A 13,169-nucleotide genomic window follows, 5' to 3' on the forward strand; every position below is an offset into this window, starting at 1 on the left:
GGTTGTGCCCCTGCACCCCCTGTCCCCCGGGCCAAAAAACGTCGTTGAGGGCGGGGCCCGGGGGGGCCCGCCGCCGGCGCGGTTGGGGGGGGCCCCGGCGTGTCGTCCCCGATGCCGGGGACGACACGCGCGACTGCCGGCTGGTCTGGCCGGCGAGCTGACCGGTGCTCACCCCACGTGCTCCTTGCCCTGGGCGATCTGGGCGTTCATCTGCGAGTTCAGCTGGTCGGCGACCTTGCCGGCGGAGGTGCCGGACTTGATGGCGCCGGGCAGCACCTTGTTGATCACCCCCTCCAGAGCGGCCTGCTGGACGTACGGGGTGAAGGTCAGCACCGAGAAGTACGGAAGTTCCTGCTGCTGCACTTTGAAGGCCTGCTTCTGCAAGGTTGTGGCCTGCGGCATCTTCGGGCGCAACGACTTCAGGGTGGGGATGCCCACGCCGCCGGTGGCCCGGTCCTGGGCGGGCTTGCCGCCGAAGAACCACTCGAAGAACTTCCAGGCGGCGTCCTTGTTCTTGGCCTCCTTGGGAATCCAGTACCCGGCGGCGCCGAAGCACGGACTGATGCGCTTGCCGCCTCCCATCTGGGGCGCCGGAGCGAAACGCGACACCTTGGCCGTCTTGGCGTCGCCGCCAATGACTCCGCCGAACCAGTAGCCGTCACTGGCCATCGCCATTCGGTCGGCCTGGTACGTGGGCCAGTCCCACCCGTCCGGATTGGGGTTGCTCACGCTCGGACCGACGTTGTCCCGCGCGTACTCCATGTACCAGTTCAGTGCCTTGAGCGCCTCGGGCGACGAGAAGTCGACCGACGCAAGGTCCTCGGCGAACAGACTGCCACCGGCCGACGCGGTCATGTTCATCAGCGAGGCGAAGTTGCCCAGACCGGTGGCACTGAGCCCGTACACCTTGACCTTGCCGAGCCTGCGCTGCGTCAACCGCTTCCCCATGTCCAACCACTCGTCGTAGGACAGCGGCTCGGTCTCACTGGGGTAGTCCAGCTTGGCGGCGTCGAACATGTCGGTGCGGTACCAGAACATCCCGTCCTGGGAGTAGTCCTTGGCCATGCCATAGCGGGGGCCCGCGCCCTGCTTCTTGCCGTCGAAACGCCAGAGGTCGTTGACCGGGTCGAGGTCGGACGGCTTGAGCACCGTGCTCTTGGCGAAGTAGGGGTCGAGCTCGGTCATCAAGTCGCGCGCCGCGAAGTACGGCGTCTCCAACGCACCGACGCCGCGCACCACGTCCGGCGGGTTCTTGCCGGCCAGCATGGCGTTGAGCTTGGTGTCGTCCTTGATGATGAGGTTGATCTTCATCCCGAGCGCCTTCTGGGCGGCCTTGACGTCGATCTCGCCTTCCGTCGACATGATGGTGAGCGTCGTCTTCTCGTTGCCGCTGGAGCCGCTTCCGTCGTCCACCGAGGCGGCGCATCCGGGCAGGGCCGCTACGGCCAGCGCGGTACCGGCGGAGACGGCAAGGAAACGGCGTCTGTCGAGCGACCCCGTGGGTGAATTAGACATAGTTGTGCCCCATTCGTGTGGTGTGACGTGGATGTGGGATACGCGGAAGGCGGGTGCCACCGCGCCAGAAGACGCACAGAGAGAAGCGGGAGGAAACGCAGTTCCGCAGTCAGCCGTGGCGCACGGCCGCATAGCGAGGCGGGCCGGCTCCCGACTGGCCGACGAGCCCGGTGGCCGATCCGGCTTCGGAGGTGGTCGCCGCCGCCCCCTGATGCTCGTGCGCTCAGATCCGTCAGAGGAAGGCAGGCGGCGACACCACCAGTGGCGACCGCAGGGATCTCCCGCAGCGCTTCACCGCGCAGCTCACTCGTCAGCGGATGCCGTCGGCATGCACTGACTAGTGCGGACGGCCTGTGCACCGGCTCTTCGACGGTGTGGCGCCACGCCCCGCGACGCCCCACCCGTGCAAACCGGATGCGGAAAACTGCGGCGAACCGTAAGTCGGTCCGCCAAGCGGTGTCAATGGGTCCGGAGGTGCCGCCGCAGAATGCCCGCGGTACCGCGGTCGGACTACGTGGCGTAACACTCTTGACACCTCCGGCACCACGATGGCAGTTTCTTGTAGCGCTACAAGGAACCGCTTGGAACGGTACCGAAACGCCTCAAACGAGGCGACCATGAGCCGGTAACGCCGCACCACCCTGCTTGCGAACCCCGGAACCCCCTGTCCCGTCGCTGCCCGCCAACGCCCCGAACGCATCTCTCACGCCATCAGCCCGATACGCAGGAGTACGTCCGTGCCCAACGCGACCGCGGTGATCAACCTCGACATCGAGGGCCCGACGATCAGCCGCCATCTCTACGGCCACTTCGCCGAACACCTCGGCCGCTGCGTCTACGGCGGCTTCTGGGTCGGCGAGGACTCACCGATCCCCAACAAGGGCGGCATCCGCCTCGACATCGTGCAGGCACTGCGCGCCCTGAACATCCCCAACCTCCGCTGGCCGGGCGGCTGTTTCGCCGACGAGTACCACTGGAAGGACGGCATCGGCCCCCGCGACCAGCGACCCAGCATGGTCAACACCCACTGGGGCAACGTCGAGGAGAACAACCACTTCGGCACCCACGAGTTCATGGCCCTGTGCGAGCTGCTCGGTGCTGAGCCCTACATCAGCGGCAACGTCGGCTCCGGCACCGTTCAGGAGATGAGCGAGTGGGTCGAGTACCTCACCCGCGACGGCGACAGCCCCATGGTGCGGCTGCGCAAGGCCAACGGGCGCGACGAGCCGTGGCACGTAAAGTTCTGGGGCATCGGCAACGAGACCTGGGGCTGCGGCGGCAACATGCGCGCCGAGTACTCCGCCGACCTGGCCCGCCAGTACGCCACGTACTGCCGGGACCACGGCGACAACAAGCTCTACCGCATCGCCTCGGGCGCCCGCGACGACGACTACAAGTGGACCGAGACGCTGATGCAGCAGATCAGCTGCTTCGGCTGCGAGGCCACCCCGAAGAACTTCTTCCAGGGCCTGTCCTTCCACTACTACACGCTGGCCGGCCCATGGGAGGCGAAGGGCAGCGCCACCGTCTTCGACACCGACGACTACTACCGGACGATGGTCCAGGCCCGCAGGGTCGACCGCATCCTCACCGGCCACTCCACCGTCATGGACATCTACGACCCCGGCCGGACGGTCGGCCTCGTCCTGGACGAGTGGGGCACCTGGTGGGACGTCGAACCGGGCACCAACCCCGGCTTCCTGTTCCAGCAGAACAGCCTGCGCGACGCGCTCGTGGCCAGCACGCACTTCGACATCTTCCACAAGCATGCGGGGCGCCTGTACATGGCGAACATCGCCCAGACCGTGAATGTGCTTCAGGCGATGGTCCTCACCGACGGCGACGCGCTGGTCCTGACCCCGACCTACCATGTGTTCGAGATGAACAAGGGCCACCAGGACGCCGCCTCGCTCGCCGTGCACCTGAACGCGGACGGCGCCCGTCGGCACGTGGGAGACACCGACCTGGACACGCTGTCCGTCTCGGCCAGCGTCAAGGACGGCACGGTCCTGGTCTCCCTGTCCAACCTGGACGCCGAGGAACCGGCCGAGGTGACGCTCGACCTGCGCGGCGGCACCATCGGCGAGCCGGTCGCCCGCCTGCTTACCGCCGACAAGCTGCAGGCCCACAACACTGCCCAGGACCCTGTGGCGGTTGCCCCGCGCCCGTTCGACGCCGTGACCGTCACCGACCGGGGCCTGAGCCTGACGCTGCCACCCCACTCCTTCCTCACCCTCCAGGCCGCGATGGTCTGACCACCGGCATCCACCCACTCCGCCCCCTCCTCGCAACGCCGAACGACATACTCGGGGGAAGCCGTCACGGGACTCACAGAAAGGGGGCGCACATGGCAACGCTTCAGGATGTCGCGAAGGCAGCGGGGGTCTCACCGATGACCGTCTCGAACGTCATCAACAACCATCCCCATGTGCGAAGCTCGACGCGGGAGAAGGTCCTGGAGGCCATGGCCCGGCTCGACTACCGCGTCAACGTCGCGGCCCGCAATCTGGCCAAGGGCCGCACCGGAACCATCGGGCTGGCCGTTCCCGATGTGAACAGCCCCTACTACGGGCGGCTGGCGTCCGCCATCATCACCGCGGCCGAGCGCCGCAAGCTCAAGGTGAGCATCGAGCAGACCGACACCCGGGAGAACGAACTGGACGCGCTGTCCCTCTCGCGCAACCGGCTCTACGACGGGCTCATCCTCAGCGCCGCGGGCCTCGGACAGACCGACGCCGAGCGGCTCCGGGTGGACCACCCGGTCGTCATTCTCGGCGACCGCATCTTCGACGGACCCGTGGACCACGTCGCCATGCCCAACCTCGACGCCTCCCGAGCGGCCACCCGCCACCTGATCGAGCGCGGCTGCCGCCGCATCGCGATCCTGTGCGGGGCGGTGGACGAAGTCGACACCTCCAGCCTCCGGCTCACCGGCTACCAGCAGGCACTGCACGACGCCGGCCTGCCGTCCGACCCCGCCCTGATCCAGCACGTCGCAAGGCTCGACATGCCCGAGGGTGCTGAACGCGTCCGGGAGATGGTGGGGAGCGGGCTCGACTTCGACGGCGTGTTCTGCGTGAACGACTCCCTGGCCATGGGCGTGCTGCGAGGCCTGGCCGACGCCCGGATACGAGTGCCCGACCAGGTCAAGGTGATCGGCTTCGACAACGTCAAGGAGAGCAGATTCCTCATCCCGTCGCTCTCCACCGTCGATCCGGACCACGACGGCATGGCCGAGCGCGCCGTCGACCTGCTCATCAGACGCATCGAGCAGACCAAGCCCCCGGCCGGTCACGCGGAGTCCGTGGGCGACTTCTCGCTCGTGATCCGGGAGTCGACGGGCGGCTGAACTCGCCCGACCGAGCGACGCGCGCTGGGAAACTGGCCGTGCGACTGGTCAGGGGATCCTGCACTACTCATATCACCGCTGTCCTTCGGAGCCCGGTGTGCCAACTGTCGTGACGGCTGCAGAGCCGCCCGAGCCCCCTCCACAAACATGAGGAGACCCCGGTGCCCCGTAACCGGCGCCCCGCTTTTCCGTGACCCTGTGTACGACGGGGCCGCCGCCCCTGTCGCCGTCTGGAACCGCCAGACCGGCGAGTGATGGCTCGTCTACACAGGATCTTCGTAGTCAGTCCGCCGCAGCACCGGCCGATGGCATGGTCGTCGGGCTCGCCTGCCGGGTCCCTTTTTACGAGCCCCGACCGCGTGCTGATGGTGCGCACGATTGGTGGAGTCCACCGACACGGCCCAGTCGAGGTCCTCGTCGGCCTCGGCCTGGGCCATCAACGCGGTGAACACGCGCTCCCAGGGGCCGTCGACGGCCCACATCCGCAGCCGGTCGCAGACGCCCCGCCAGTTGCCGTCCGGTCCGGGAGCAACGGCCCGATCCGCGCCCACTGCGCGTCCGCCAACGACCCGCCCAGACCAACGATCCGATGACCTTGCCGAAATGGCCTAGTTCACCGGCCTGACGCTCGTTGGCCATCGAAAAGTTCTCTACTGGTGATGGCAGCCATCACAAGCAATCGTTGGATCTGAAATCTCGGCGAACCTACTGTCCCCTTAACGCCGCACCGCCCACCGCACCAACGGGCGGATGCCTGGACGAAGAGGACTTCGCCTTGCTGACAACGCGCCTTACCCACGCCTTCGGAATCGAGCACCCCGTCGTGCTCGCCCCCATGGACCTCGTCTCCGGGGCCCGGCTCGCCACCGCGGTGACCACCGCGGGCGGACTGGGCATGATCGGCGGAGGCTACGGCGACGCAGAGTGGCTGAAGCGGGAGTTCGCCGCCGCGACCGGCACCCGGGTGGGGTGCGGTTTCATCACCTGGAGCCTGGCCCGCCACCCCGAACTGCTCGACGTCGCCCTGGAGCACCAGCCGGCCGCGGTCATGCTGTCCTTCGGCGACCCGACGCCCTTCGCCGACCGGATCCGCGCCGCGGCCGTACCGCTGTTGTGTCAGGTCCACACGCTCGACCAGGCCCGTCAGGCCCTCGACGCCGGAGCCGACGTCATCGTGGCGCAGGGCGGGGAGGCCGGCGGGCACGGAGTCGGCACGCGGTCGACCTTCACCCTCGTACCCGATATCGCGGACCTGATCGCCGGCCGCTCCCCGGACACTCTCCTGCTGGGCGCGGGCGGGGTGGCGGACGGTCGTGGGCTCGCCGGCGCGCTCGCCCTCGGCGCGGACGGTGTCCTCGTCGGCACTCGCTTCTGGGCGACCGAGGAAGCCGTGGTCTCGGCTCGCGCCCACGCCCGAGCGGTGGCCGCCGGCGGTGACGAGACCATCCGCACCAGCGTCTACGACATCGTGCGCCGGTACGACTGGCCCGCCGAGTACAACGGTCGTGTGTTGCGCAACCGGTTCATCGACCGGTGGCACGGGCGGGAGGCGGAACTCGCCGCGCATCTCGCCGAGGCCGCCGAGGAGTTCAAGGACGCCGTCTCCCAGCAGGACTTCGACATCGCGAACATGATCGTCGGCGAGGGCGTGGGCCTGGTCCAGAAGATCCTGCCCGCCGGGGAGGTGGTGCGCCGGATGGCGCAGGACGCCGCCGCCCGTCTCGGCCGGTGGGCTCCGCAGACCGCCGCGGTCAGCGGCTGAGCCAGCGCTGTCCAAGAGGTCCCGCTGATGACCGGAACGTCATATCCCCACGCCATTGGCCCAGCAGCCCGAACTCCGGGCCTGTCTCCTGAGCGTGAGCATGGGCATACCGCGCACCCCTGCGTCTTAGCACTGCGCGCGACGCGATCGGACTCAACGTCCCACTGCTCGCCCTGAGTTCTTCCGCTCGTTCGGCGAGTGGAAGCGGTCGCCGCTCGGCGACCGATCCCCGCACGGCTCAGAAGGTGCTCGGTTCCGCACCCGGCTGAAGACCGGACCGATCCGGCTTCGGCACATCCGCTCGTTCCCGCACTCATGCGACACCGCCGCACCGGCGTCGGGAGGGATCTCCATGTCCAGTCCCCTGCCCCCGCAGACCTCTCCGAGAGAACTGCGCCGCATCATCACCGCATCCAGCACCGGCACGCTCATCGAGTGGTACGACTTCTTCGTCTACGGCAGCCTCGCCGTCGTCTTCTCCGGCTTCTTCTTCCCCACCGGCGAATCGAGCCTCGCGCTGCTGGTGAGCGTGGCGGCGTTCGGCACCGGGTTCGTCGTCCGTCCCCTCGGGGCCCTGTTCTTCGGCAGGCTCGGCGACCGGGTCGGCCGCAAGAAGACCTTCCTCTCCACGCTCATCGTCATGGGCGCGGCCACCACCCTCATCGGCTGTCTCCCGAAGTACGAGACCATCGGCGCGGCGGCCCCCGTGCTGCTGGTGCTGCTGCGCCTCCTCCAGGGCTTCGCGGTGGGCGGCGAGTACGGCGGCGCCGCCACCTACGTCGCCGAGCACTCCCCCGCAGACCGCAAGGGCTTCTTCACCAGCTTCCTGCAGACCACGGCCACGCTCGGGCTGCTGCTGTCCATCGGCGTCGTCGTCGCCTGCCGGCTCCTGCTGGGCGAGGACGCGTTCACCTCGTGGGGCTGGCGTCTTCCGTTCCTGCTCTCCGCCGTCCTCGTCGTCCTCTCCCTGAGGATGCGGCTGAAGCTCCACGAGTCGCCCGTGTTCACCCGCATGCAGGCAGAGGGCACCCTCTCCAAGGCGCCCATCCGCGAGACCCTCGGCAACCGCCGGTCCCTCCGCCTCGTCCTGACCACCCTGTTCGGCCTCACCGCCGGACTGGGAGCGGTCTGGTACACCAGCCAGTTCTACGCCCTGTACTTCCTGCAGAGCGTACTGAAGGTGGACTTCCTCACCACCAACATCTGCATGGCGGTCGCGCTGGTGCTGGGCACGCCCTCCTACCTTCTGTTCGGCCGGCTGTCCGACCAGTACGGCAGACAGCGCATCATCGTCGCGGGCCTGGCCCTGTCGGCCGTGAGCTTCCTGCCCCTGTACGCCTGGATACGCGAAGCCGCCACGAACCAGTCATGGGCGCAGGTCGTCGTGGCGGTGACGCTGCAGATCGTGTTCAGCGCCATGGTGTACGCGCCGACGGCCGCCTATCTGACCGAGCTGTTCCCGCCCCGGATCCGCTACACCGGCCTGTCCGTGGCGTACCACCTGGGCGCCGGCGTCTTCGGCGGGTTCATGCCGCTCATCGCGCTCTCGCTCACCACGTCGACCGGTAACCAGCTCGCCGGTGTGGCCTACCCCATCGCCGTGGCGGCCGTGTCCACCGTGGTCAGCCTGACGCTGCTGCGCGGCGGCAAGGACAACAAGCTCGTCCGGGCCGTGTGGAACGAGCTCGACGCACCCCGACCGGCCGACTCGCCGGAGCCCGCGCCCACCAGGTGATCCAGACCAGCGCCCGCCTCCCTGACACCGCGGGCGCTGCCACGGGGTTCCGCCACGCATCCGGACGTGGCGGAACCCCCCCCCCCCCCGCGCGCCCAGGGCCCCCCCGGCGGGGGCCCCCCCCCCCGCCGGGGGGGCCCGCGCGCGGCCCCCCCCCCCCCCCCCCCCCCCCCCCCCCCCCCCCCCACCCCCCACCTCACCAGAACCCCCCATCGCCCTGTGCCCCACACCGCAACCGCTGATCACTCGTCACGCTCAAGGAGTCCTCCGTGCCCCGTCTCCGCAGATCCCGTATCGCCCTGATCGCGACCGTCGTCGCCACCACCGCCGTCACCGCCGCGTGTACCAAGCGCACCGACGCCAACGGCTCGGACAACTCCGGCGGCTCCTCCGGCCGCAAGCTGTCCGTGATCGTCGTATCCGGCCCTCTGAGCGATCCGTTCTTCGGCGCCATGAAGACCGGCGCCGACAACGCCGGCAAGGAGCTCAACGTCTCCACCGAGTACCTCAGCCCGACGTCGACCGACGCCTCCGGCCCGACGCTCGCCAAGCTCATGCAGGCGGCCGTGGCGAAGAAGCCGGACGCGATCGTCGTGGGCAACTTCTTCCCCGCGGCCCAGGACCCCGAGATCAAGGCCGCGGTCAAGGCCGGCATACCGGTGGTCGTCATCAACTCCGGCCAGTCGAACTGGAAGCAGCTCGGCGCCCTCGCCTTCGTCGGCATCGAGCCGGTGGTCGCCGGCACCAGGTCGGGCGAGCAGTCGGCCAAGCTCGGCGTGAAGAAGGGACTGTGCGTCAACACGGTCCCGGGCAACCCCGCCCTGGAGCAGCTCTGCCAGGGCTACACCGACACGCTCAAGAAGAGCGGCGCCACGGCGAGTTCGCTGCGCATCCCGTACAAGGACGCGACCAACCCGACCAAGGTCACCCAGGCCATCGCAGGCGCGCTCAAGGCGGACAAGGACATCGACGGCGTCTTCACGACGGGCTCCATAGTCGCCGAGTCCGCGCTGACCGCGGCGAAGGACATCGGACGCAAGCTGACCATCGGCAGCGGCGACCCGTCCACCAAGGTCCTCAAGGACATCCAGGCGGGCAACATTCAGTACGCCATGGACCAGCAGCCCTATCTGCAGACGTACTACGGCGTCCTGATCGCCAAGCAGTACGTGCAGTACCAGATCTCCCCCTCCGGCAATGTGCTCACCGGTCCTCTGGTCATCGACAAGGACAGCGCGGCCGCCGTGCTGAAGATCAACGAGACGTACCAGGGCATCCGCGGTGCCGCCTGAGACGCCACAGCAGACTTCCAGTTTCAGGAGAGCGCACTCATGACCATCGACCAAGCGGCTCCGGCACCCACCGTGCCGGACGAGCAGAGCGAACCCCTCAGCACTTCACTGATCGCACGCACGGCACGGCGCCCGGAGTTCGGCGCGCTGATCGGCGCTGTAGCGGTGTACGTATTCTTCCTGGTGACCGCGTCCGGCGCGGGCTTCACCAGCGTGGACGGCACCGCGAGCTGGCTGAACACCGCCGCTGAACTGGGGGTGGTCGCGACGCCGGTCGCGCTGCTCCTCATCGCCGGGGAGTTCGACCTGTCGATCGGCTCCGTCGTCGGCGCCACGTCGGTGATCGTGGCCATCGGCAGCGCCACCTACACCATGCCCCAATGGGCGTCGATCCCGTTGGCCATCGGCTTCGGTCTGCTGGTGGGGCTCATCAACGGCCTCGTCGCCACCCGCACCAAGCTGCCTTCCTTCATCGTCACCCTGGGAAGTTCGCTGGTCGTGGGCGGTGGCGCCCTGGGTCTCAGCCGCGCCCTGTCGGGAAGTACCGCGGTGACGCTGACACCGGAGCCGAGCGTGCAGGCCGTGTTCGGCTCCAAGGCAGGGCAGTTCCAGGTCTCCATCGCGTGGTGGCTGGCGATCACCGTCGTCGCCTGGTGGGTGCTGACCCGCACCCGCACCGGCAGCTGGATCTACGCCACCGGTGGTGCCCCCGACGTGGCCCGGGACGCCGGTGTGCCGACCGCCCGGGTCAAGGTCGGACTGTTCATGGCCACGTCCGCCGGTGCCGCGCTCGTCGGCGTCCTGCAGACCATCGCCTACAGCGGGGGTGACGTGACCCGCGGTTCCAGCTTCATCTTCGACGGCGTGATCGCCGCCGTGATCGGCGGAGTGCTCCTTCAGGGCGGATACGGCTCCACGCTCGGCGTCATGCTGGGCACGGCGACCTACGGCATCGTCAGCATCGGCATCTTCTACACCGGCTGGAACACCGACTACGCCCAGCTGTTCCTCGGCGCGCTGCTGCTGGTGGCAGTGATGGCGAACAACTACTTCCGCAAGCTCGCACTGAGTGGCAGGTGACCGTCATGCCGACCCCCACGACCGACCATCCCCTGATCGAACTCCAAGGCGTCACCAAGAAGTTCACCGGTGTGACCGCCGTCGCCGACGTCTCGGTCACCGTCCGTCCCGGCCAGGTGCTCTGCCTCCTCGGCCACAACGGCGCCGGCAAGTCCACCCTCATCAAGATCCTCTCCGGGGTGTACACGCCGACCGAGGGCACCCTGTCCATCGACGGCGAGCCCGTGACGCTCGGCGGCCCGCGCGACGCCCTGGACCGCGGCATCGCCACCGTCCACCAGAGTGCGGGCACCGTCCCGCTGATGAGCGTGGCCCGCAACTTCTTCCTCGGCTCCGAACCCACCAAGGGCCGGGGTCTGTTCCGCCGCTTCGACGCCGCGACGGCGGGCCGCATCGCCTTGCAGGAGATCCAGCAACTGGGCATCCGCCGCATCCGCGACGCCGACCAGCTGGTGGGCACCATGTCCGGCGGTGAGCGCCAGGCCCTCGTCATCGCCCGCGCCCTGCACTTCGGTGCCCGGGTGCTGATCCTGGACGAACCGACCTCGGCGCTCGGCGTCCGCGAGGCCGAGATCGTCCTGCAGGCCGTCGAGTCCGCACGGGACCGCGGTGTAGCCGTCGTCCTGATCACCCATCAGGCCCACCAGGCCCTGCGGGTAGGCGACCACTTCGCCGTCATCGCCCACGGCCGGCTCGTCGCCTCGTTCGCGCGCGGCGAGATGGAGGCGGCCGAGGTCATCGACCTCATGGCCGGCGGCACGGTGATGGAGGAACTGGAGCGCAAGCAGGCATGAGCACAATGCACAGGCCGGTGGCGTCGGCGTCCGGCTACACGTCGCCCCGCTTTTCAGGCGTCCACGACGCCTTCGAGAGCAACCTCCGCAACGGCGACGACATCGGCGCCTCCGTCGCCGTCTACCACCACGGCGAGCTGGTCGTGGACCTGTGGGGCGGTGCCCGGGACACCAGCGGGACGCCGTACCCCGAGGACGCCCTGCACGTGGGGTACTCCGTGACCAAGGGCGTCATGGGCCTGGTGCTCGCGAGCCTGGTCGACACGGGCGAGGTGGATCTCGACGCGCCCGTGTCGGCCTACTGGCCGGAATTCGGCGCGGCCGGCAAGGACGGCGTCGTGGTCCGTGAACTGGCCTCGCACCGAGCCGGCTTGCCCGCCTTCGACGAGCCGGTGACCATAGCCGACCTCGCCGACTGGGACGGCTGCGTGCGACGCCTGGCCCGACAGGAGCCGGCGTGGTACCCGGGCATCCGGCACGGCTACCACGCCCTGACCCTCGGCTACCTGGTGGGCGAGGTCATGCGGCGTGCGAGCGGCAAGAGCGTCGGCGCTCTGTTGAGCGAGCGCTTCGCCCAGGACGGCGATCTGCAGGCATGGATAGGTCTGCCCGTCGAGCACAACAGCCGCGTCGTCAAGTACGAGGACGCCTCTCCCACACCGGGAATCGGCGCCCCTCTGGCCAGGGCCGCCGAGGCCGTGGGCACGCTGACCCACGCCACCTTCAACAACCCCGTCATCGCTGCCGATCTGTTCAACGACCCCGCGCTGTGGCGGCCGGAGATCCCCGCCGCCAACGGCGTCTTCGACGCCAGGTCGCTGGCCCGGCTCTACTCCAGCGTGGTCGACGGCCCGCTGCGTGCCATCTCCCCCACCACTGTGGACCGGGTCCGCCAGCAGCAGGTCCACGGACCCGACGAGGTCCTGGTAGACCAGCCCACCCGGTTCGGCACCGTCTTCGGGCTGTCGTCCCCACGTCAGCCCATGCTCGGCCCCGGCTCCTTCGGCCACGACGGCCTCGGCGGTCATCTGGCCTTCGCCCACCCGGAGTCCGGCATCGCGTTCGCCTTCCTCACCAACCGGGCCATCCCCGACCCGACGCCCCACACTCGCCTGTGGCGCCTTCTCTCAGCGGTGGCCGCGGCCCTGTGATCAGTGGTGCGGTCCACGGGTCAGGTGGTGGGAGCGGGACCGAGGACGCCGCGGAGGAACTCCAGGGCATGCTCGCCCCGCACGCCGGACAGGCCGCGGTGTCCTGCCTCGGCCCGGCCCAGCCCCAGGCCCCCCTAGGCCGTCAGGAGCGGCACAGGTGACGCCTGCTGGAGGCCACGATCCAGCGGGTGATCTCGATGCCGTCGGTACCGGGCAGGCGAAGGCTCATGAGAACGACACCGGGCCGTAGTTCGACGGTTGTGCAGAGCGACTCGAGGCCGGCCTTCGCCTGTCCGGCCGCGATCAGGGCCGGGTGGGATTCCAACGACACAGGTAGGCCGAGCCGCTGGAGTGCCTGGGGGTCGGCTATGAGTACAGCGGCCATGGTGAGCTCCGTGTGCGGGGAGTGGAGAGGAGGTGAAGGCGATGGGCCGGAGAGAAGACCCGGCCGCGGTCTCCTGTGGCGACAGGGAGTCCGCGGCCGGGTCGTT

The 13,169-nt window shown here is 69.1% G+C and carries 10 protein-coding genes; 8 read left to right on the plus strand and 2 right to left on the minus strand.

Annotated features, from left to right (window positions below; genetic code table 11):
• Nucleotides 1-168: 168 nt before the first annotated feature.
• On the minus strand, nucleotides 169-1,515 hold the full coding sequence (locus ACFYWX_RS35975) for an extracellular solute-binding protein (protein WP_389429049.1): 1,347 nt from the start codon (nucleotides 1,513-1,515) through the stop codon (nucleotides 169-171).
• Between the two features lie 737 nt (nucleotides 1,516-2,252).
• Between ACFYWX_RS35975 and ACFYWX_RS35980 the strand changes: the two genes are divergently transcribed.
• From ACFYWX_RS35980 to ACFYWX_RS36015, 8 genes are all read left to right on the plus strand, one after another.
• Nucleotides 2,253-3,770 (plus strand): alpha-N-arabinofuranosidase, encoded by a 1,518-nt coding sequence (locus ACFYWX_RS35980; RefSeq protein ID WP_389429050.1) that lies wholly within the window; start codon nucleotides 2,253-2,255, stop codon nucleotides 3,768-3,770.
• Between the two features lie 92 nt (nucleotides 3,771-3,862).
• Nucleotides 3,863-4,864 carry a LacI family DNA-binding transcriptional regulator gene (locus ACFYWX_RS35985; protein WP_389429051.1) on the plus strand — a complete coding sequence of 334 codons (1,002 nt, stop codon included), beginning with the start codon at nucleotides 3,863-3,865 and terminating at the stop codon, nucleotides 4,862-4,864.
• Between the two features lie 775 nt (nucleotides 4,865-5,639).
• Entirely contained in the window at nucleotides 5,640-6,626 is a 987-nt protein-coding gene (locus ACFYWX_RS35990; RefSeq protein ID WP_389429052.1) for an NAD(P)H-dependent flavin oxidoreductase, read from the plus strand.
• 352 nt (nucleotides 6,627-6,978) lie between these two features.
• A complete protein-coding gene (locus tag ACFYWX_RS35995; protein WP_389429053.1) occupies nucleotides 6,979-8,361 on the plus strand; it encodes an MFS transporter in 1,383 nt (460 codons plus the stop codon).
• Between the two features lie 269 nt (nucleotides 8,362-8,630).
• Complete coding sequence (locus ACFYWX_RS36000; RefSeq protein ID WP_389429054.1) at nucleotides 8,631-9,653, plus strand: sugar ABC transporter substrate-binding protein; 1,023 nt, start codon at nucleotides 8,631-8,633, stop codon at nucleotides 9,651-9,653.
• 39 nt (nucleotides 9,654-9,692) lie between these two features.
• Nucleotides 9,693-10,733, plus strand: coding sequence for an ABC transporter permease (locus ACFYWX_RS36005; RefSeq protein WP_389429055.1), 1,041 nt, complete (start codon nucleotides 9,693-9,695; stop codon nucleotides 10,731-10,733).
• A 5-nt stretch (nucleotides 10,734-10,738) separates the two neighbouring features.
• Nucleotides 10,739-11,527, plus strand: a complete 789-nt coding sequence (locus ACFYWX_RS36010) for an ATP-binding cassette domain-containing protein (RefSeq protein WP_389429056.1) — start codon at nucleotides 10,739-10,741, stop codon at nucleotides 11,525-11,527.
• Entirely contained in the window at nucleotides 11,524-12,678 is a 1,155-nt protein-coding gene (locus tag ACFYWX_RS36015; RefSeq protein ID WP_389429057.1) for a serine hydrolase domain-containing protein, read from the plus strand. Before ACFYWX_RS36010 ends, ACFYWX_RS36015 begins: the two co-directional genes overlap by 4 nt.
• A 142-nt stretch (nucleotides 12,679-12,820) precedes the next feature.
• On the opposite strand, the gene ACFYWX_RS36020 is transcribed toward ACFYWX_RS36015, so the two are convergent.
• Complete coding sequence (locus ACFYWX_RS36020; protein WP_389429058.1) at nucleotides 12,821-13,063, minus strand: response regulator transcription factor; 243 nt, start codon at nucleotides 13,061-13,063, stop codon at nucleotides 12,821-12,823.
• Between the last annotated feature and the right edge of the window lie 106 nt (nucleotides 13,064-13,169).

The sequence above is a fragment of the Streptomyces sp. NPDC002888 genome (assembly GCF_042888465.1).
In the GTDB taxonomy this organism is placed as follows: Bacteria; Actinomycetota; Actinomycetes; order Streptomycetales; family Streptomycetaceae; genus Streptomyces.